Genomic DNA, 22,572 nt, shown 5'->3' with positions numbered 1-22,572 from the left:
CATGCCATGCGGGTGCACAAATCAACTTGTGCTGTATTCACTTAAGTTCGTCCATTTCGCAGACTTCATTTTTGGAATTGAACGTAAGTTATTTATGAGCAAATTAAGTAGATCTGTTTTATGTAACCCTGAAATCTCTAACGCTTCTTGGAACTCATGAGTTTGTAAGTGATTATACAGCTTTAGTCTACGCACTTTAGCATCCAAAAATAAGTTTACATCAGAGGCCGACGAACCCAATATCACAGCAATGGATTCATAAAGCACTTCAAGCTCCATAGGATCATGATATCGAGTTATCAAATACTCTTGACCTACGTCTTTCACCACAAACTTTAAGTAATAACTACTTCTTGCATTCTTGAAAGAAAATAAACTATCGAGTTTTCTTATATGCTCTGGCAAAACATGACGATAAACTTGAGGCTCTTCCATCAATATAGAACGATTAGGATTTTTTCTAGTCGGTAAATTATTTACACCTGGGTTGTACTTGGCACCGGAAACTTCAATCGCTCTCTTTTCGTCTACTGTGATATGAACCAACGATGTGAGATTGGCACTTCCACGAGGATTATGAAATCGAGGTATACAAAACGTTATAGCAAATCCAAATAGGTCAATCTCTATGATATCAACACTTTCAAAAGTTTCGTGATTGATTCTATTTAAAGATTTGAGCTTAAGTTCACCAATCAAATCCTTAACTATAGTTTTGTGGTAACCAGTTTCGTGAACGTTTTCCCACACGATCTTAGTCAGTTCTAGTATGTTTAGCTTTTCGTTATAAAACAGGCTGCTACGCAAGTCAGCATTGGAGTTAGAAAAGTAGATAACTCGCAACGTTTGATATAACCGACTAAATAATGGAGGTAGCGTGCTGGCATGCTTATTCTGGATAAAATGCAATTTGTTTGCTTTCAAATACCCGGTGATCGCAGCGTCCCACTCAATGCTAACAGCGATGTAAGGGTGTTGGCTTTCTTCCAGACCACCTTCCTTTGCACTAATGCCCTTTAGGTGCGTCAAAAAACTAAATTGATCGGTGATGACTTTATCATCTTCCAAGAATGGATTTTCCCTAATGGTATAAATAGACTGTCTATTCTGATCAATAGCTTCGCTTATAGCTGTCCGTTCATTTGTTGAGAAATTCCCACTTTTAATTATGTCGATCATGCGAATCATGAAGCGCGGATTGACAGCCGGATTATCACAGTGGTATTGGAGATTCTGAGTAATTTGGTGATATGACAATTGCAATAAGATCTGCCTTACACGCTGAGCGTAATCATTAACAACACCAACGGCACTGGTTACCTTGTTGACATAAGCTTCACCACCATGTGTGTGTCTTACAGCACGCATTTCATAAACACGTTCGCGCCCTGGTGCGGTCAAAGTGCTAAAGGTATGCGTGTATGGCAACGCAATTTGCGCGTCATCAAGATCATTAAAGGTAATTTGTGGGTGTGGAATATGGCGATCTAAAGTCTCTACGCGAATGAATCTCGCAGGGTTAGCTACAGAATCCGTTTCCTCGGTTAATTCGATTTCGGAGAGTGGTTTTAAAAATATTAGCTTGGTACGGGCACCCGCGGCAACACGCTTATTTGCTTCTTCAGTGTCGAACCATTGATGCTGAGAAAGGTAACTAAAAACAGCTGCTACGGTGCTTCTTGCAAGCCTTGTTTGTTTAAGCACGTCATCCACGGCCACAAACTCAGAACCGAGATGATGCAACTTAAGTGTTATAGATAACACTTCAATGCGCGAACTTTGCGTTTCAGATTTAAGTAAGTAACTAATCGCTTGTTCGCAAAGCTTAGTGTCTTCAAAGTGGAGACAAGTGCTCTTAATCATCGTATTTCAATTCCTTTAATCACCTTAGCGTATTCTAAAACAAAATCGGTAAATGGCAATCCACGAAATATTTTCCAAGTTCCTTAAATAATTAAAGAAATAAATGATCTTTAATGTTTATATTGTTTACACTGATCTAACTGATCATGAGCCAAACACTCCGAGATTTGATGGATTTTACGCACAAAACACAATAACTTGGTTGTTCCTGATTTACGTTCTAATTCTTAAACCCCTGAAAGGTGATCAAGGAACCATTGGAACGATGATCAAGTAATTTTACGATCTGATTCTTAAACAGCACGATCCAAGTGTGAGTAACTTAGATAGTTCACTGTTTATCAACAGCTTAGAATTGTTAGATTTTTATGATTTATGAGATAGATATCACGCACAGAGTTATTCAGATCAAGTTTGGTCAATTTGTGAAGAAGTTAATGTAGACACGTTCTAAGTCTTAGTGATGCCTACTGTATTTCAGAGCGGAATGGTAAAACCTGCTGGAAGTAGTTTATTGACGTTCTATACCTTAGTGATTGGTGGAGGTGTTTGTATTGAGGTCAATTTATCATGAACTTATTAACGGACAGGCCTATCGAACGCCAGTAAGTCTATCCTCAGCGTAATTCAGCACAAAACCGTCATGAAAATTGGAAGTTGATTCGACGATCTAAGTCTTAAAGAAGGCTCAGCGTATTTCAGATCGCAGACGTCAAACCCACTGGAAGTAGTTCTATTGACGTTCCATACCTTATTGATAGCTGGAGCTACTAGTATTGACGACGATTTATCAAGAAGTTAGTCAGAACAGCCATATAGAAATCCACCAAATCAAAACTCAGCGTAACTCAGAACAAAATCGTCATGAAAATTGGAAGTTGAATCTACGTTCTAAGTCTTAATGATGACTCGGCGCATTTCAGAGCGTAGGCGTCAAACCTTCTGGAAGTAGTTCTACTGTCGATCCATATCTTAGTAGTTAACTGAAGGATTAATTTTCATGAAGTTAATAAGAACAGGCCTATCGTACGCCAGTAAGTCTATCCTCAGCGTAATTCAGCACAAAACCGTCATGAAAACTGGAAGTTGATTCGACGCTCTAGGTTTTAAGGAAATCCCGTCATGTATCTGCAGAGTTGTTCTTTGCCAACTTAAGTGTACTTTCGAAACATGATTGATGAATATAGGTCTGCACAAAATCAATTAGTTAGACTTTGAATAAGTTATTTGAGCTACGATCTAAGTCTTAGCCAAGAGCTGTTAAGGTTCTCTGCCTAATAAACGAACATCATTGTGTTTATGGCGTATCTTCCAACCATGCACAGCGTGTTTCGGGCAAAATTAGTCAACCCTAGAAGAAGTTATTAGCAATGTCGTATGAATAGCATCTCAGCGTAACTCGGCAATAATCCGTCTAGGGGTTTGGAAGTTATTAGTGACGTTCTAGGTCTTAGTCCAGCGCGCTCTGAGCAGGAATCCAACTTTAAACTATGATAATTAAATTTGATTGATTTGCTTCATGCGTTTGTGGACGCTTTTTAAAGCTTCAAGTGGATTGGAACTGCCGTAATGACTACTCTTGGTCTGGAAATACATTCGCTGAACATGACTTAGTTCAGTAACCGATTTGGCTGTTTGAGGGTGCTTGAAAACACTACAGCTATATTCAATGGAGCCTGACCCGCAGAGGTCGCGAGAAAGCAGGATTTCGTAATTGGATGTACGAAACGTCCTTACTAAGCCAAAGACTCGCTTCTCAGACAGTTTGTTAATTCCGAAAGTATTGAAAAGCTTTTTGATGGTGTCGAAGCACTGCGCGACTCTTTTGGCTTCTGAAATATCAGCACACTCAATTACAGCTTCTAATGACGTCGAATTCTTACAAAAAGTCACTTCTATCTGGCTGTAATACCGCTTATCTCTCCACTGATCAACGGCATTTTGAAACTGGCTTTTAAAAGCTTCAAAGTCCTTGTTATAGGCCATATCCATAAAGCCCATAGCGATTAAGAACTTACTTGTAGTCGAGGTAGAGTAACATTTTGAGTTGGTAGTATTTGGTATAAGTCGAGCTACAGCTGTATCAGCAAAAGCCACTGTTAGATTTGTCATGTATGACCACCTTATATCATAGTTTGGTTGGGCGTAAGGTGATGGTAAACCTCTCAAACTGATTCAAGCTGATCGCTGGTGGCCTCAAAAGGGTAAAAAAAAGCAGCCTAAAGGCTACTTCTGTGAATTTTCCGGAAACTAAATTAGGTTACGAGTGCGTAAAGATTAAAGTAGGCCAACATACAACAAACAACAACCTATCAAAGTTCAGAGTTCCTCCACTTTAATCTTCACTAAAGAACACTTGATAACAGAGGTACAGAGCCATGACCCCTAACGCTATACCGCCTCCAATTAGAGCATACGCTGACACGTTTCCTCCTACAAAAAGTTATTGGACAGATATTAAATTAACCTCCTCGCCTAATTATCTTCGTAGACAAGGACACTCAGAGTGTAATACGTAACGAAATCGCATACTTAAAAGACCATATCTCAATACATTGGTCTAAGCCAAGGCTGACTAAAATGTATCAGGTTGGTGCGTTAATCGAACAGCTTGATATAGACAGTATTGCTGTCACTAACCCTACCCTCAGAGATCTGAAAAGTAGAAGTCTCATGGAATTTGTCTAACTTGTTCGGTGTAATACCGACCGAGCCATCCGTGACGTTAACGCCATACTTTTTATTCAAGCAATCTTCAATGGTAGCTATATATGAACAGTTCACATATAGGTCGTCTAACTGGGATAGCAGATCAACGGTTTTGGTCTTATTCGCTTTGTGATACGCGACAAAATGAATCGCGGCACAGAACGCAGCCATTTCAATCTCTGTAGCTCGCTCTACATAAGACTCAAACTCATCTAACAAGTCAGAATCAGACTCAATGATCGAGCACGTTAATTCAAAAATTACCGACTGCAAATCACACTGTTGATCGGTAGCTACTACTGCATCTAGGGTTTCAATGATGCTGGTGGTATAGAACGCCGACTTGAATAATCCCTCCAAGTAAAGGCTTGTATTATCACGACTCAAGTTAGAAAAGGCGTCTGAATTTTTGTTCTGAAGAAAAGATACTCTACTGCGGAAACAGTCCGTCGCGTTCTCTGCAGCTTGTTTTTGAAGGGAACTATACATAATAACCTCTTGGTGGTGTTAAGCAGATAAAACGCCGCTAGTTAGATTGGCGTTATTGTTGACAATAAACACCTCAAACAAAAATCAGCTGATCACCAAGCACCTAAAATGTGTAATCAGTTCATCAAAGTAGGTACTTAGCTTCATTAATGAAAGTAGTAATGAAGTTGACTACATTACCAGAGTCCCATTCGTCCTCTTCCGAAAATGATGATAGAAACTCATTTGTAGTCGTCAATTGAGTAAGAACGTGCGCTTCAATTGAACGGACCATAGCTACAATCTCTTCGGCATGTTCCCAGTCAAAACCAGAATCAACTTCCATTGAACGGTTCATTTCCATCGCCGCATTTAATGCCCGAGCGCTCCTGGCATTCTTTACAACCTGGAGCTGCCCTTTTTCGTTCAAGAAGATATCAACACTAGACGGATGGTTGATTAGATTCACAACTGCATAACCGTTGAGAGAAATCTCAACACAAATTCGTTGTTTACCATCAGCGATCTCAACGATGCCATCATCAACAAGTTTAGCGAAGTTAGTTGGGCTTACAGAGGTTAGCATTGTTTAAATTCCTTTATTTGGGGTCGCTTAGCTTCATAATAAACTGACGTTAATAGAAGCCTTCGTTGGAAGAATTTTATTGTCATTAAATGGCGACCAACTGATCACCAATACAAACTAGCATTATTGATAGCTCAGCCATACAGACTGAGCTTTATTGCCGATTAAGCAGCTTGCAGCTTTAGGGCGCGCTTGGTTATAGATACCTTGTCGTACAGGTTGGCAATCACCAATTGATCAGCACTGCCAAACGGAACAGTTTTGATTAAACCCTTTCGGTTACCCATACCGGTAATGTAATCCAGTGATAGGTCTAGATCTGGGACGTCAGATAGCATACTTTCATGTCGAACGAGGAAGTTTTCTAAATCGCCATCAGGCACAGTGACAGGGATCGCTTGGCGACCAATAGTGTCTAAGTAGCAACGATGCTCTCGACCGCGGCTGCAAACTGAAAAAGAATTGTCTCCAACTTTATACTTAAGCCCATAAACAAAAAGCCGTGTGGAAGTTAGACCGTCTTCTTTAGTAACCAATTTTCGAAGAACACCGTATTTTACTGCATCAATTAACATTTGAATGTGATCGACTTTACTTGTAAATACAGTTGGCCAAGCCAAGTATCGCGCTAATCGCTTAGCCTCAACGTTAGTGATAAGGAGCTTGTTATTAAAGCTAGTGATAGCAGATGAATAACTCTCCTCTTTTGCTTTGACCTCCTTCTGCAATGGGTGTTTGATTTGTAGTAAATACAAGCCTGAAGAGATCAGGTCATCACGAATACGCATAGCTTCGCGGTACTCGTCTTCAGAACTGATCGAACTAATTGTAGGGGTAGATAATGCATTCTCGATAACCGGTAGTAAATCGTCAGAAATCACTAAACCACCGTTAGATTCCGCGTCAGATAAGAGTGTCTTAAATAGCATGGGTAGGCTCCATTTCACTGTGTTGCCTACAGTTTACAAGTCTCAATTAGATTCCTGCTGATCACCTCTTTCTATCACGAATAGGTTACGTTTCTGCGCGATTGAGAGACAAAAAAGCGACCATCGTGGTCGCTTCGCTACTTTTTTGTTCTTTATGAGTTTAACCATTCTTGAAAGGTCTTTGGTGGTTTCCGATAACCGACCTCTCCGGATGTGATGTCTAGTCCGTGCTCGTCCGTACAGTTCGTAAGATAGATGTCATACTCGTCTTCCATAGAGCCACGCAATGTGGTTTGGGATTCATTGTTATTCATTTGTAGGGTCCTTAACTTTATTGAGTTCGCGCTATACAAAATGCTCAATAAGGTAACTTGATTCAACCATGCTCGATTTGCGCACCTCTGGTGCCAACTTATTAAACTCAGTTTTGAGAACCAATCGATAACCTTTCTTGTCCGTCCCATTGTCATAACAGACAACAAGTGCGGAATCGAGGACTGTGTTTAACAAGGCATTGAAGTATGAATCGAGTTTTCCAAGAATTGAACTTTCAAGATCCGTAGGCTTACGAGTTGGGCTTACATTTAAATTCGAGTAGAGACGGAACTGGAACCAAGATGGATCTACGTACTGCGTTTTCTTGTTCGTTTTCAAGCCTGAGTAGATAGTATTTAGCATCTTACCCTTATGACGTACAAATGCCTCTTGTTCACCGCCTTCTGGGATGGCGAAAGTGATGTTCTGAATATCGACAAACTTCAAACGTTCACCAAGCGCAGCTGCAAACGATTCATAAATCGGAAGTAGCTGGTGGGCTGATACCCGTATCATAATTTGATTAGGGTGGATATGAAGGCTCGATTGGCCATACAAAGAGTTAGGAACGCCGGCTGTCTCATCAAAAAATAAATCGCAAACCGTATCACTGACCCCAGTTTTTCGTAGGAACGGTGCGTCCATAGTTAGGAAAGCTTTGGTATAAGCATCATAATCAGCACCTGATTTAAACCCATTATACTGAACGCTGCAGTAGTTAGGGGTATCGATGATAAGCGACACAGCAACCATCATGTTTGGATCAAAAGTCTGGATAGCTTCTTCAAACATTCGTTCAATAGTAGGAACCGGGCGAATTTGAGCTGACAATGATTCTGCGGCGTCAGGGTAAGTTTGCAATGGAGAGCGAATGGTATTTAGCATTTTTTGATCCTTAATTTCGTGATAACGACGATAGGATATCAAGCACAAACCAAATGTTACTGATCGCCACTGTAGATAACAAACCGATAGTAGATACAAAAGTTGATACATAAAGAAAAACCCAAGACACAATGATGCACCTTGGGCTGTATAAAAAGCGGAAATGAATACTAAGAACTAAGCCGAATGAAAGATACGCGCTTAGTAAAAGCAAATGTGAGGTATAAGCACAGATGCAAACACAACATCAATACAGAGTAGGTAACCATACTGATAGCAAACATCATACCTTACTTAAGTTGCAGAATCTTAAGAAATTATATTTGATTCTCAATTAATCATTGTGGCCTTCATTAGAAAATCTTCGAAAGGAGCCAGGTCGTCTGATACGGCGCACAGGATAAGGTCATATCTTTGTAGGTTATGCTATTTGAACTAAATCAACGCTTCCAAGGGCTCATTTATCGTTAGAGATAATCCATATATGCCGTTAATGTCGGTTAACTTGACAAGTTTATCTATCAAGTTTGGACCAGTTAATCGGTACACCGGAGGCATGGCGTTAGACGAACCGGTACCTAGATCTGCTATCTCAGGGTCATATGTCGAATGTGTAACTAGCCCTGATTGAATGCTGTTCAACTCATTCCTTTCAACTTCTGGATCTACACGGCCACACAAGTCAAACAACTCTGAGAGTTTCTGTGACACTTCTAAGCCCGTCATGAACTGCAGTCCTTTAGTTGGCCTAACAACAGAAGCACCAATGAAAGCCATATCATCCGAGGTCAACTGCCCCAAAAAATGGCTTTCATAGAATATGCGATACATATAGTGGGCTCGTGAAGCAACGTAAAAAGGTGTTTCTCTGTTTTCTCGAAGTTCAACAAAGTTAGATGCGGGAGATTTAGTAGCGATGCTAACTCACTTGTATTGCAACCATCAAGTAAGTAACAAGCGTTATATATAAACGCTATTCCTCGCAAGTATTTTAACTATTAAAACTCATTTTTGAACCATTAGATAAAAGCCCCGCAATTTTGCAGGGCTATATTAGAATTGATTGGATAACTATTTGTTTTCAGTCTTTTGAATGTGACTGTTTAGAATCTGTGCGACAGCTTGACTTACCTCTTCATAGAGTTCTTGAGGTACGTTACCTAGCTGAATAGAACCTCCGCCTTTTACAGTTTTAGAATTGGCCGTCTTAGGGTCAACTTTAAATTCACCAGTCAATTTGAATCGACGGTTAGAACTTGAAGTGTTCCATTCTTTTGCACCGGCTTCTTCAATGTAGTTAACCTTTTTAACACCAATACTTTTCTGACGCTTATCGCATTCAGCGGCTAATTTCTTACACCCCTTAACAAGACTTGCCGTTTGAAGGCTATGAAGTTCTGCAACGGTAGTTTTTGATTCGTCTTCAACTTCTTCTGCTAGATTATCGTCAATAACATCAGGCTGGTTGGTGTAAAACTCCAAGCACATCATTGCGAACAAAATTTCGTACATGGGTACTTCATCATGCTTCGCATAAGTACCCTCAAAATGCTCAAACACCATTGACACATCAAGTTGAGAGTTTTCAATATATTCTTTAAATACAACGTGAAACTTGGATCGATTCTTCGTATTTACGTAGGTATCAATTGACTCTAGAACAGAAAGTTTCACTTTATGATCAAAAGCGGAAACGAATTTGTTAATACCATCGTAATCAGTAACTTGAAGCAGGTTGTAGTCGTAGAACCCCTTTAAGATCTGCATTGGTGTTCTAAATGCCTTATTAGCGCGTGAAACTGCAGATTCGCTGATACCCATGATAAGAGCAATCTGTCTGCCTAAAAGTTCTTCGCCGTCTTCACCTGAATTCATGCGATGGTAGTTAACTTCAATACCCATATCATAAAGCGAGATCTCTTTAGCTGTTTGTAGCTCTTTAGCAAGTTCGCGCTTGAGCTTTGCATCTAACTCGCTATCACAGACATAAATAGAGAAGTCTTTTCCGGCTTCGTAACAAGCAAGAGAACGACGTTGGCCATCCAGAATCTCAATAAGACCATCAGAATTTCGTACACCATAAGCAGGCATAAGTTGGGTACGTTTGCGAATGGCTTTTGTAAGCGCATTAACATTGTGTGAGTTAACGAGCTCCTTCTCACGGCCATTCGATTTAGTATCAACAAATGTACGATCTCTAATATCTGCTGCTGGGATAACCTCTAACACGAACTTAAGCTCGACATCCCCTGCCGGAATATTCACTGAATCTTTCGAAGAGGAAGCACTTTCGGTGATCGCTTGGGCTTTTTGTTCTGGATCTAATTTATCATTGCTTTTTGCCTTTTTTGCCAATAAAGCAGCAACACCATTTCCGCTAGTAGCGCCTACAATGCGAGTGTTAGGCTGACCAGCGCCTGGAGAGAGTACATCCACTTTATTACCTTGATTATTAGACATAGTTAAACCTCATCATCCATCTTAACTTTGAAACGCGTTATCGTATCAACGAAGTCATCAATGACTTCTTGCATGTTATCTAGCGCTCGCTTACCAATTGTTGAACCTGTTTCAGAGTCTGACAACGGACGTAAGTCAAAAATAGTACATTCTTTAGAAGACGCCTCTGTGAACAATGGGTTCTGATAAATGCGTTTTTTGGACATCGCAGCACCGAAATCTTTATTAGCCAATTTAATAATATGATCTTGAATCCGGTTGTCTTTATTATAATTTACAGGCAATACATAGAAAGATAGTAGGTTTTTGCCTCCACTATGAAGATGGTCGATTCGAGTATCGGCAGAAACTAAGAAGTCACGCGTTGAAATATAATCAAGGTAGTTTGGAGTAAATGGAGCAATCAGCACCTCAACCACATCAAGTAAAAGCCAGTTAATCGGCAGATCTGCTGGTGGCACATCAAACACAATGAAGTCAAACTTAGACTTCAAGATAGGCATAATTACATCGCTGAAAATGCGCGTTAATTCTAGGCGCTGTTCTAATGTTAGATTGTAGAACATCTTAGAAAAGCGGCCATCCTGCGGGAACGCTGGAAGAACCTTTAGATTACCGATATGCGAGTTCATTAATACTGCTTCGATAATCTCATCTAGCGTAGCGCCATGCTCAAGTAACGCTGACACTGTATTAATTGGTAGTTCATTATCAGCATACTCATTGCCAAGAGAGTTGGTTGAACTGCCCAAATAATCTATCTTTTCACCGTGACCCTTTTCAAGCACATGTAGCACGATATCAACCATCGTAACAACAGGTGTGTCTTCATCAAAGTCACGTTGATTCATGGTAGAAACACCGCCACTACCTTGAGGGTCTAAGTCGATGAACAGAACCTTCGCATCTTTTGAGATGTCACTTGCCAAACCAACTGAAAAGTTTGTAGCCGATGTGGTTTTCCCGGTACCACCCTTCTGGTTTGCCATGCCGACAACTGTACAATGATGATCTTGACCCCAACTTCTCATTCCGTAATGATGACGAAGCTTAATAACTGATTCGAATGTCACTTGCTTCATACTGCCGTTGACAATACGTGGCTCGATGAAACCTTCTTCTTCAAACTTCTTGATCACTTTAGAGAAATTTTTACGTTCATCTGCTGTAAGATGATGGTACAGCATGTCCTTAACTTCAGATGTTTTGTAAGAGTGAGATTGAACAAGTGGGTCAACTTCTGTTTCTAGACCATCAAATGCAGACTTATTAACTTTCACTCGACCATTAATGTAGTCACGAAGATCAATAGAGTTTGATTTGATGTTTGTAGCCGCCTGCTTAAGTGCAAAACGCCCTTCAGTCATAGTATTGGGTTCCATCATAGAAATGCCTTACAAATTCGTTGTTTAGGGTAACTGAACAAAACTATATGAGCTTTCTGCGCCCTTGTAAACCAATTTGCGCACTATTTCCTTAAAATTATCAAAAAGTGTGCGCGACACTCTTCTTCTTTCCGCATAAATCTCTCACCCTACGCAAATGATAGAAAAACTGTCCAGCATTCTGACAAACCTAGTCCATTTGGGTTTTCGATCTTGATATAACCTTTGTCTGGTTTGATTGCTGCAAAACTGTAAAAGTGGACAAAAGTTCGACCCTTTAAGTGAGCATAAAAAACTAGACAAAAATGATATCACTTTTGGGTAGCCGGACAAATTTGATATCATTTTTGTCCGGCTCTCATACAAACTACCCAAAAGTTATATCAAAACAAAATAAAGCCGCTTGGTTTGGAAGATTGAAAAACTAGACAAAATTGATATCATTTTTGGGAAGAAAGACAAAATTGATATCAAATTTGTCCACTTCTAAATATACCGCCTACTGTGAAATATACTTAACAAGCTTGATTGAGGAAGTAGACAGATTCTAGTTCTATCGGGCAGGGAATAGATGTAGAATTTGGGGTGTAAGCCAAAATCCACATCAAAGAACTTTACATAAAGAAGAAAAGTACCCAAAATCTATATCTAAAAGGTAGCGGGTACACAAAAGCACCCAAAATCTATATCAAAGATTTTGAGTTGGCTGGAGAGATGCTATTTTTGGTGTGTAAAACCAAAGCACAGCAAATCGGCATCAAGAGATGCTTCAACAACAAGATGTTTTTTAGTAGTGACGACTTAGAAATGATACTAAGTGCTAAGAGCCAAGGAATATAACAAAGTGAAAGAGATCGATCAACGATCAAGTTCTGGGCAGGCAGAAACGGTAGACAACGAATCAGGCTACCAAGGTGTGTCAGCTTCAGACTTTAAACAAAAAAACCCTCAAAAGAAAATATCAAGCACTCTTTTTGATGTCGCGTTCCTGACGCATAAACATACTATTAGTGTTGATGGAAATCTTGTTCTAAACCTTACACCAGAAGACATTGGTTTAATCGCCACAGGTCATAAGCCCTGGGCCGAGACTATAGTAGAGAAACCGTACTGGGTAGATGGTTCGAAATACTGGGATGGTGGAGAAGCACATTACACAAAACTCAAGATGGGTATCTTCAATAGCATTCCGACTACAGATGATCGTCACATTCTTGATGCTTGTATTGCTTATGGCGAACCAATTGATAAAGACACCATAAACCACAAGACTCTTCGTGACGTTTTGTGGGGATGGGAAGACTTCGTTCAAAAGCGCGAGAAGAAGAAAGCCACATCAGAATCAGACGATCGTGATGATGCATACAAGAAAACACATCTACCACAGTGCATCCCATTCGAAAACTTATCGTTAAACGTTAAAGGTACCTACAGCAACCTCGATGACAACTCGATGTTTCGCAGAAAGTACCAATACATCTTTGTAAACTTAGCAGAGATAACACGCCTTCAAGGTCAACGTACTTGTCTTTCGAACAAGAATAAGACACTTGAGGCCTTGCAACGTCTAACTAATACTAAGTTTCGCATAACTCCGAGCACAAGTGACTATTTCGATATGGATAAAGCCATCGACATTGATCTCCTTGATGACCAAATTATAGCGTTCTGCGATTTAAATAATTGTCAAAACCGTAAGAACATATCGCCAAAAACTAAAACGCACATAATCATTGGGATCTCGCGTGCTTATCACGATTCGTTAGCAAGAGATGCATCTATCCCTCGTGATATTTTAATGCAGCGCTATATCGGCCTTAAGAACAAAGCGAACCGAGTAGATTTTATGAAATACCTAGAGTCCAATGCAGATGGTTTCTTTGCTGGCTATGACCTAAATAAAGTGATTCAAAAGTATATGGATAACAAGGTCAAAATTATTGGCTTTGAAGAGAACCCCAATACGGAGACAAAAAGGAAATACAAACTGAAGAAAGCTCTAACAGAAGAAGCTCTAAAAGATGGATTTGCAGCTAAGTTGAGGGAGCTGACTGGGTATTACTTTGTTCAAGTAAGTCCTTTCAAGCACAAGATACAGTACGCACCAGTGAATGATTCACAAACTTTATTCACGAACCCTAAAAACGACTTGTAGAAAAAAATGTATATATCTCGATCATCAAAGATGAAAATCGTGCCTTTTACGCGTGACAACATAGAACAATACACAAAACAGCTAGAGGCAAACTTTGTGCTACCAGGCCTTTCTCGGAAGAAAACAGGCATGATCTATGGGCCACCAAACATTGGTAAATCTTACTTTCTACAATCTCTGGCTTATGAGGTATCTACTGCGAAACCACTCGTAGGCCTTATTGATACCAAAAAAGCTAGTCCGCAAAAAGTGCTGTTCATTTGTCAGGAAGACCGGATTGAAGGTTTTATGAGCCGGGCCAGTGTCCAAACGCAATTTCAGGGATACTTCGGTGATAGAGAAATGGAACTACTGGCTGAGAACTTGAGTCTGTCTGTATTACCTAATGCCCTGATCTCGAGAACTTTACACGACCCAATTAGCACACAGCAAGTTAATGAATTAATAGAAGAAGCTTCTGGTTACGACTTGATTATCATCGACACGGCAAGAAAAGTCATGGGGAATTGCCGCGAGGTAGAAGAAGACAAACTACTTGAAACTGCGCTTGATGCAGTGGCTGAGAATGCGGATGTGGCGATTTTATTAAGCCATCACATTACTAAGCTGCAAGCTGATCGCAACCAATCGACAAAAGTCTTCCTTAATGCCACAGGGGGTAGCGGCCTTACGTCAACTCAAGCAACTTCTAAGTATCACTTGGCATTGTTCTACGGAGACAGCGAACTTGAATGCAAATTATGGCACTCGAAAGATAACTTTGTACCAAGGCACAAAAAAATAAAGGAATCGAATCCGATCACCTTTAAACACAATGAACTTCAGCTATTTATAAATCCTGATATTGGTAGGAATGATGATCACCCTGCTGCATCAGAAGCAGAACCAAGCATTTCATCTACGCAACCCGTTCAACAGAGAGAAACTGAATCATTCGAGATTACAGATAATCAAAATGACACTGATCGTCATGATAAAGAAAGTGCTTCAAGCCAAGTTGAGAGTATCACTGCGAACGATTCGTATGAAAGTTCGGTAGAAAAACCTCTTTTTGAAACTGATCCAAACATACTGATACAACAACAAGAAGTAGTGACAGACAAAAAGTTAAAGAAAATGATCTCAAAACGTAATGATCGAAACAAAGGTGGTGGAATTGAGGTGAAGCACATAGAGTCAGACAGCCCCGAGACAAATCAAGAGCTTGGACTATTCAGACCTACTCCAGACAATAATTACTGATCACGAAATGAACAGCCAACCCTAATTTGCTGATCGCCAGCGTGAACAGAGATAGACAAAAGGATCATTCAAATTCAAAAAGATCCCAAAAGTTTCAATGTAAATTTTTGGTAGTAGGACAAAAGTATGATCAGAAAGGACAAAAGTTTTGTCTTAGTAGACAAAAAGTATCGAACTTTTGTCTAGATAGACAAAAGTGTGATTGAAAAATGACCTGCTTATAATTATCTATAAGTATTATAGATAATTGATCTATATGAAGAGATTTCTCCCTCATGCCATAGCCTTCGGGTGATCCTCAGAAGAACCATTGCTTTACTAGAGGTAAAGCAATGGTTCTTCCGAGGCATATTAAGAGCCTACGTGCGTTGAGGCATGATAAGAGACATTAAAGTGAATGGTTTAGCTTGATCTAATGGAGTAATAAGTACCATAGCAGGATCACTCTCATTGCCATGATTGTTTTTCGCAAGCGTAAGGCTCACCATAGAGCTTTTCATTGAATTAATAGCTTGTTGTAGGAAAGTATAATCAAACGCTGTAACGAGTGATTCAGAGCTTTTTAGTTGTATTTTCTCTGATAGAAAGTCTTCTTCTGTAATTAGATTGGCGTTTTTGAAAGATTCACAGTGCAAGTTACCGTCAGTATTGAAGTTAATTACAATTCGACTTGGAATGTTATTATTAGCTGAGGTACTAATATCAACGGCAATTTTAGCCCTTTCCAATACTTCTATAAATGGTTTAGCTTGGACTACAGCAAATCCCAAGGTTTCACTTGGCATTACTTTGTTCAGATCTGGATATCTAACGTCCACTAGTGATGATTGGAATTTTAATGACCCCACTGTGATTGCCATAGCTGACTTTGCAATAGATATGACGCAATCATCCATTTCAGCAGTAAGCGAAAGGATCATATCAACCACTCTTGTAGGAATTAAAGCGATTAGTTCACCGTCATATGGTTGTGCTAATTTCGCTTTAGCTATTGCCAACCTTAAACCATCAACGGTAGAAGCTGATATAGTGTCAGAACTGACCTTTAGTTGGAGACAACGCATATTTGCTTGAGAACAATCTTCAGTCAGACAAGGTTTAACAGATTGGATCATTTCCTTGAGCAAATTGAGGCTAAAATGAAATGATTTTGCATCTTTTAGAGCTACGTTGCTTCTTGGTACTTCATTCGCTTCAACAACTTCGTTGATATGAATACGTGAACGGCCTGATTTAACTTGTAGTTTGTAGGATGGTTTATTCTCTTTAGAGTTTGAAGGGCGTTCGTTCTCCTTTAAAATTAATTCTACCGACTGATCACCAAAAGTTCGCATCACCCCTAATAGCTTTGTTGATTCAACTGCGATTGCACCACTTTGAATTAATGAGAACTCGGAAGTAGGAATAATACGCTCGTAGCTTTGATTATCTCTCTGCCCGATAATTGCTACACCGTTTTCGTTAGCACCAATTAGAATTTTGTCACAATGTTTTGAACCATCACTACCACGAGCGACTTTTGTCATGCTGCAAGGATGGGATAAGTAGAAACAGAGGTGTTTAGCAGAGTTAAATTTTAAGTGCATAGAGTCACCAACTTTGACAGAGATTAGAACAACTAATGCCATTTTAAATTGTTCAAACCACTACCTACTGATCACCTGTGTAGATGCTAAAGGGGATACAAATGGAGCAATGATTGAGATTTCTAGAATCTGTTGAAATGGTTTGCAAAGTAGATTTTATCTTGAAATTACGGATGTGAAGAATTATATTATGATCATTACCGTTGAAAGTGAATTGAGTAGATTTTTTTGGTCTGCAAGTTTGGTTTTAGTGGTAGTTCCTAAGTGTACTAAACACTTACAAAATTAGTAGTGGGCTATAACGATCACTCTAAACATATAGCGTTTTAGGCGAGTCCGAGGTTTGGTTGCCAGAGACTCGCTCAATCTTTCTTCTACGCCATATCATCAGCTTTACCCTAAATTAACCTATGAAAAAATGCTCTCACTCTTTGATAGGAATGGGCTACTTTTACAATTGAGCAGTAATTCAATGTATGGTGATTTAAGGTTTTCTTGCAGTTCTTCAAGGTTGTGTAAGGCAATGAGTTTACCTTTGACACCGAGTTCTACGATTACAGACTGGTCATTTTCAAAACGAAAAACTTTTGCTAGACCATAATCAGCATACTCTATATTCACATCGCACATGGTGACATTATTGTTTTCAATCAGTTTAGCTGTGAACTGACTCTTAGAAAGTTCAGTTGAGTAAAATTGGTGAATATAAGCCTCAGCTAAACAAGAAACTAAGAATTTCTTATGTTTTAGGTGCGAAATAGCATTATCAAACATTGCAGTTTCGATGGTTTCATCTTGAGTCTTTGACAACAAAATCTCTGCCGAACGAATGGTAGTCACAGACGGTGTGCCACCATTCTTTGTTTCAGTTACCATTTGAAGCAATGCTGCTTCTAGTTGTCGTTCTCTGTTCTTATTCATGGTGTATCCTTATAGAATTAAAAAGTTAAGCGAACGCTCCAAGTGCGATCAGTTCCAGTACGATTAACTACTAAAGTAACGCGCAAACGTAAAAATACAGCTACGACAAATACAGTAGTCCAGTCTCCACCGAACCAATCAAATAAAGTGGTAAAAGTGGTCATTTGTTTACTCCAAGCGAATCCGCTTAGAGCAAACTCGCTTTATGTGGGACGACTCCCAAATCTTGTTTTCATACTGTTCACCCTACGCAGCCGTATCTACTTTTGAATCTACATAGCCATAAATTGCCCATGAGTTTTCTCCAAAAGGTATAGTCATTTCACCACTAATTGAATCAAGGAAAAATCCAGAGATCTCTATTTCACCTTTCAGCATCAATGGTGCAAGGATGCGAAACAGTGCCATAGATGCGAGTGCATCATTAACGCCCAAATTTTGCTTGAGCAGGGCTTCTCGAGCAGAGCAGCTTGGCTCCGATATTTTTGAATCATCAATTTCTTCCCAATCTTGTTTAAATAATTGATATGGGCTTGGTGCGTCACCTGACCCACTATGTGCATATTGTGAACCTATGTAAGCATTACCTCCGTTGCTGCCATTCCCTAAATCCAACCAAAGCTTATCGTTAACGTGGTAGCTAGATAGGGTGGACAGATGTTTTCCAATCTCCAATCGGGCTTTTGCTGAATCTACAGTCGTAATGATTAGGTCGGGCAACCCTTTTAAAGTGTTAACATTGAACTTGCCAACAACGTATTGCCAGTTCATACCTCCGAACTGGTTGTATCGATTTACAAGTAAACTTGCCTTTGGAAATCCAATATCGCTTTCACTCCAAAAATGTTGGCGAATGACATTAGTTTCTGTAACTGTTTTCGGGTCATAGACAGTCACTTCCAAGCCATAATCGCCCACTGCAACAAGACTTTGATGGAGCTTTAGAAGTCGAGCTGCCATTGCCGAGCCAGTACCACCTGCGCCAACGAGAGCGACCTTGGTATGTCGATTGATACCAGAAAATCCTTGAGGTGCTTTTAGTTTTGTATTCATTTGGAACTCCACCTTTAAAGTTAGATTTGCTTATAAGTTGATTTTACTTAGTTGAAATCGACTCTTGCTGATCACCAGGAAACTTTTAATACTTACCAGAAAGATTCAAGACCTCTTGAACTTGCTAACCGAGCAATACTTGTAAGGATCGCATTACATACGAAATGCTCTCGCAGTATTAACTCCAGTTGCTTGGGATCTCTAACATAAGAGTAAGGTTCTTCTTCTTCGTGTAACATTTCGGTATGACCTTGAAAAACCATGCACAACTCTGACTCGAATTCACTTTGTATTGAACCAAAAGCTACGGTCTGCATTACGTGTTGTTCGTTACAATCGAACGCCCCACTCCCAACTGTCTCAGACCCCAAATGATTCACGGCCTTTGGTAGCACCTTGGTAACATACTCAAAAACTTTTTTATCATGTTCGGTAGATGGTTTAGGTAACTCGTTCAACAGGAAAAGCAAAGTTTTATTCATATGGAACTTGTGATCGAAACTGTACTTTTCACTAATCTCAAAATACAAACTTGATTCTTCTTCTACACATTTGCGGAATCTGACGTCTTCTATCATTGATAAGTATGTATCAAAATTATCACCGAAATTAAGTTTTAAGTTATTAGCGAACTTAGTGGCATGAGCTTTTCTCAGTTGCTTTATTTTTCTAAACGAAAGGTCATATCGTTGATCCGATGTAACAGGATTGTATTCACCGTTTTCTGATATTTGTACGTGACTCGGGATTACTGATGCTACTAAGGCTTGGCTATGTAATTTAGCGAATTTGTCCAATGAAAATTCAAGTTTATCTTGTAACGAATCCATATACTCAAAGAGTGGCGAGAGTAGGCTGTAGTTTAGCTCTAATAGTCTTGAGTAGACTGAATAAAATTCTTCTACATACCAACTATGATACATATCACAGGTATCATCTAAGCCCATGTGTCCTATCCCATAACCGCAAAGTGATTGAACTAATGCACCAACCCATTTTCTCATTTCAACACTTAGTTGATCATTCCAGAAGTAAGAACCGACAGCATTTGAAAAGCGTGCTCCGAAAAAATCAGTCGCAATCAAAGAGTTTGGCTGAACTACATCAGTACCAATTGAAATGTCCAAGACGTAACGTAACGCTCCTGATAACTTCAAGTTCTTATCTTGAGAGAATATTGATGGTTCGAGCAAATCAGAGTTAACACTCCGCTCTAGACTATGGATGCCGTTACGTACAGCATGAGTGATTGCTTTTCCATATCGAGAGATTACAAGAGGGTCATTGGATGTAAGAAATTTAGGTGCAGAGTCAACTAACGAATGGCGATTACAAAGATTTGAGTTAGCAATTTGCATCAAGAATTTGAATTGCTGAACATTACCATCATATATAAAATTGATTACTGAAACTTCTTCAAACTGTTTTCTTAAAGCTCTTTCCGTTTCAATAGATTTGGCTATTTCTTCTGTATGTCGAGCAATCTTAGATGATAAATTGAATGGTCTAAAAATTGTCATTTGTCTATTCTCAATAGTTGTAACCTTTATGGAAATAGTAATTATCTCAAATGACTTTAGGCTGATCGCCAGTGTACCCAAATACCGAATATTTTGATTTTCAAGTCAAATCAGATCGCTAGAAAACTTCGGATTTGACTAGAACCACCTATCCGTTTTCCAAAAAAATGACCATGTTTTGCAACAGCTCTAAAGCGTTGTGTGGCTTGGGTTTGTGGCGTTTTTGGAGTGGAAATTTCACGGTGAAATTGACAGGTTTAAATAGGCAGATTTAAAAGACGTTAGAGATATGATCGTCTGTTTTATTCATAAGGCAGAATAGTGCATTTAACAGCGCGGCACTCAATGCTTCAGATTCAATGATATTTGATAAATCATTATGGTCAAACTCTTCAACACCAGTGAAAGAACCCATATTAATTTGCATGAGCGTTTGAGTCTCATAGTTAGCAATCAAGTCATTGATGCTACCTTCTCGGCCTGTCAGATCAGTGTGGATGAAACGCCCCTCTCTAGTGCTTAACTCGTCAGATTTAATATCAGAAAAATGGGTTTCAGAGGCTAATTCTAGAGTACCTTTAAAACACTCTAAGATGGATGCCTCAACTGTTGTAGTTGCTTTTGGCGCACACTTGAGAATTGCCTTTAAATTGCTTGTAACACACTTGCCTGACAGGTTAGGTAAACCAGATATGTTTGGCATTACATCGAAACCAGAGCGTAAGATATCTAGTTCTGGATCAACGTTATAATATTCAGAGATAGACTTGCACAACTCTACTCCACCGATCAACATATCTAAGTCAGATTCGATGTATTCAATGGTATTGTTTAGTGCATGACTAAACCACTCTACTATCTCCTGTTTGTTCCCATCAAACTCAGTTTTGAACTGCAAACAATTAATGAAAGCACTGCTAATAAAATCATATCTTTCTTCATCAGATTCCATCTGCTCAAGAACTGAGGTCGCAAGCTCAAGTAACCTTGGGTTGAAAATAACATTCCTATCTTCGATTTCAGGTAGATAATCATCTAGCAAAGATAATTCTGAGGTATCAAAGAGTTTCGATGGTGTATTAAACCCAACTCCTGCAATGCTTAATTGATCGATGAAGTGACTGAGCCAGAAACCAAAATCTGATGAAAGAGTACGCAAATCAAATCTAGTATAGGTGTAACCTCCATCACCACCGATAATGACTCCCAAGGAATCAACCTTAGAGTCCATTGAGCAAAACGATGATTGATTGAAAAAATCAAAACTTGTAGAGATAACGCTGGATAGAGGTTTTGAACATAGGTCATTAAAAATGGGTAAATGAGCTTCTCTAAGCGGCTCTAATAGCTCTTTATATCTTTTGACGTACTTACGCTCAAAAGTTTTAGAAACGTTCTCGTACATGGCTAATAGGAAGCGAGAGTTGTCCATTTTACTGATCGTTGGGTCAATGTTTTTAGCATCAACTAAATTCGTGTGACAACCAAAACCATTTAACGCTAAATTTGCAATGAAAGCTGTTTGCCCCTTACCGCCCTGAGTAGATGGGTCTATCTTGTCTGAAAAATCAGCAAAATTTGTTTTCCTATTGTTGTTACGTCTTACAAGTTTCTCTGTAAGAATGAAGTCTTCCATTCTTTCCGTGAAGGTAGGAAGTTTGTTCAAGTTAAATGGTTTGAATCCAATCATTACCAACTACCACCGATTGCTTTAAATTGAGACTCTACCCATAGTTCAAGAGTCATTCCCTCTCTGTATGTCACCAATCTATCTACAGGGAACTCTTTATCACCATCAATATCTTTGTAGAAGCGAACGCACTCTGCGTGACCATTACAACCTTTGATGGAGTTCAACTTGAAACCAGAGTAACGTGACTTCAACAACGTATCTTCCATTTCAATGATCGTGCTTGAATTTCGCTGAGGTGGTAAGTGAGCAGAACCTTGACATAAATGAGTGTCGTCATAAATATTTGCTAAAGGGGCGTGATAAATAGGAGTAGACAGATCAGGGCGTAGCTTTGAATTAGTAGCAACAACGGACATTCGATTAATCTTCTTAGACGCAAAGAAAACCAACTGAGGGTGAGGGATACGAGAAAAGTTCTCACCCGAATAATATTGGGGTAGAACTCGATTGGCACTCGAAAACCATACAACCGCATCATCATTTTCAAACAGCAAACGATCATCGAACAATCTACGTGTAGTTGGCATTGCTGCTGACGAAGTAGATAAATCTTTATTCATGGAGTTCACCAGTTTTGAGATCTCCAATGATTCATTTAGAGATTCGATTAACTGATTTTCATTTAGCCACTGACCATCTAAGACATTACCATCTGAATCTACAGGGCAACGCATAATGCCTACGTTAGAGAAAGCAAGGACAAAAGGTGTTACTGGTTCTTGGGCTTTGTTAGCCTGAGATTGTTGATTGGTATTTTGGTCTGAAAACGTAACAACTTGCATGATAACTCTCTTGTTTCAAA

The 22,572-nt window shown here is 39.4% G+C and carries 17 protein-coding genes; 2 read left to right on the top strand and 15 right to left on the bottom strand.

Annotation, left to right across the window (positions count from 1 at the left end):
* Positions 1-21: 21 nt before the first annotated feature.
* The 9 genes from AB6D58_RS00545 to AB6D58_RS00505 all read right to left on the bottom strand — a co-directional run bounded on the left by AB6D58_RS00545 (position 22) and on the right by AB6D58_RS00505 (position 11,600).
* On the bottom strand, positions 22-1,863 hold the full coding sequence (locus AB6D58_RS00545) for a hypothetical protein (protein ID WP_372156058.1): 1,842 nt from the start codon (positions 1,861-1,863) through the stop codon (positions 22-24).
* Between the two features lie 1,497 nt (positions 1,864-3,360).
* Entirely contained in the window at positions 3,361-3,975 is a 615-nt protein-coding gene (locus tag AB6D58_RS00540; RefSeq protein ID WP_372156056.1) for a hypothetical protein, read from the bottom strand.
* Positions 3,976-4,461: 486 nt separating this feature from the next.
* Positions 4,462-5,061: a hypothetical protein gene (locus tag AB6D58_RS00535; protein WP_372156054.1), complete on the bottom strand. Its 600-nt coding sequence runs from the start codon at positions 5,059-5,061 to the stop codon at positions 4,462-4,464.
* Positions 5,062-5,185: 124 nt separating this feature from the next.
* Positions 5,186-5,626, bottom strand: coding sequence for a hypothetical protein (locus AB6D58_RS00530; RefSeq protein WP_372156052.1), 441 nt, complete (start codon positions 5,624-5,626; stop codon positions 5,186-5,188).
* A 164-nt stretch (positions 5,627-5,790) separates the two neighbouring features.
* On the bottom strand, positions 5,791-6,555 hold the full coding sequence (locus AB6D58_RS00525) for a hypothetical protein (protein WP_372156050.1): 765 nt from the start codon (positions 6,553-6,555) through the stop codon (positions 5,791-5,793).
* A gap of 345 nt (positions 6,556-6,900) precedes the next feature.
* Positions 6,901-7,755 (bottom strand): hypothetical protein, encoded by an 855-nt coding sequence (locus AB6D58_RS00520; protein WP_372156048.1) that lies wholly within the window; start codon positions 7,753-7,755, stop codon positions 6,901-6,903.
* Positions 7,756-8,190: 435 nt separating this feature from the next.
* The gene (locus AB6D58_RS00515; RefSeq protein ID WP_372156047.1) at positions 8,191-8,586 is read right to left on the bottom strand and encodes a hypothetical protein; all 396 of its coding nucleotides are present in this window, start codon (positions 8,584-8,586) and stop codon (positions 8,191-8,193) included.
* Between the two features lie 240 nt (positions 8,587-8,826).
* Entirely contained in the window at positions 8,827-10,215 is a 1,389-nt protein-coding gene (locus AB6D58_RS00510; RefSeq protein ID WP_372156045.1) for a ParB N-terminal domain-containing protein, read from the bottom strand.
* A 2-nt stretch (positions 10,216-10,217) separates the two neighbouring features.
* On the bottom strand, positions 10,218-11,600 hold the full coding sequence (locus AB6D58_RS00505) for an AAA family ATPase (protein ID WP_372156043.1): 1,383 nt from the start codon (positions 11,598-11,600) through the stop codon (positions 10,218-10,220).
* 844 nt (positions 11,601-12,444) lie between these two features.
* Here AB6D58_RS00505 and AB6D58_RS00500 point away from each other — a divergent pair.
* Positions 12,445-13,755, top strand: a complete 1,311-nt coding sequence (locus AB6D58_RS00500) for a hypothetical protein (RefSeq protein WP_372156041.1) — start codon at positions 12,445-12,447, stop codon at positions 13,753-13,755.
* 30 nt (positions 13,756-13,785) lie between these two features.
* On the top strand, positions 13,786-14,997 hold the full coding sequence (locus AB6D58_RS00495) for an AAA family ATPase (protein WP_372156039.1): 1,212 nt from the start codon (positions 13,786-13,788) through the stop codon (positions 14,995-14,997).
* A 359-nt stretch (positions 14,998-15,356) separates the two neighbouring features.
* Here the strand turns inward: AB6D58_RS00495 and AB6D58_RS00490 are convergent, their stop codons facing one another.
* The 6 genes from AB6D58_RS00490 to AB6D58_RS00465 form a co-directional block, all read right to left on the bottom strand.
* The gene (locus tag AB6D58_RS00490) at positions 15,357-16,583 is read right to left on the bottom strand and encodes a hypothetical protein (protein WP_372156037.1); all 1,227 of its coding nucleotides are present in this window, start codon (positions 16,581-16,583) and stop codon (positions 15,357-15,359) included.
* Positions 16,584-16,991: 408 nt separating this feature from the next.
* A complete protein-coding gene (locus tag AB6D58_RS00485) occupies positions 16,992-17,504 on the bottom strand; it encodes a hypothetical protein (RefSeq protein ID WP_372156035.1) in 513 nt (170 codons plus the stop codon).
* 246 nt (positions 17,505-17,750) lie between these two features.
* Positions 17,751-18,557 (bottom strand): PRTRC system ThiF family protein, encoded by an 807-nt coding sequence (locus tag AB6D58_RS00480; protein ID WP_372156033.1) that lies wholly within the window; start codon positions 18,555-18,557, stop codon positions 17,751-17,753.
* Positions 18,558-18,649: 92 nt separating this feature from the next.
* Positions 18,650-20,077, bottom strand: coding sequence for a hypothetical protein (locus tag AB6D58_RS00475; RefSeq protein ID WP_372156031.1), 1,428 nt, complete (start codon positions 20,075-20,077; stop codon positions 18,650-18,652).
* 271 nt (positions 20,078-20,348) lie between these two features.
* On the bottom strand, positions 20,349-21,767 hold the full coding sequence (locus AB6D58_RS00470) for a hypothetical protein (RefSeq protein WP_372156029.1): 1,419 nt from the start codon (positions 21,765-21,767) through the stop codon (positions 20,349-20,351).
* A complete protein-coding gene (locus AB6D58_RS00465; RefSeq protein ID WP_372156027.1) occupies positions 21,767-22,552 on the bottom strand; it encodes a hypothetical protein in 786 nt (261 codons plus the stop codon). Before AB6D58_RS00465 ends, AB6D58_RS00470 begins: the two co-directional genes overlap by 1 nt.
* Between the last annotated feature and the right edge of the window lie 20 nt (positions 22,553-22,572).

This window comes from Vibrio sp. 10N.239.312.D08 (assembly GCF_041466145.1).
GTDB classification, from domain to species: Bacteria; Pseudomonadota; Gammaproteobacteria; order Enterobacterales; family Vibrionaceae; genus Vibrio; species Vibrio crassostreae_C.
The sequence above is the reverse complement of the archived record's forward strand: the minus strand, read 5'-3'. Positions and strand labels throughout refer to the sequence as shown.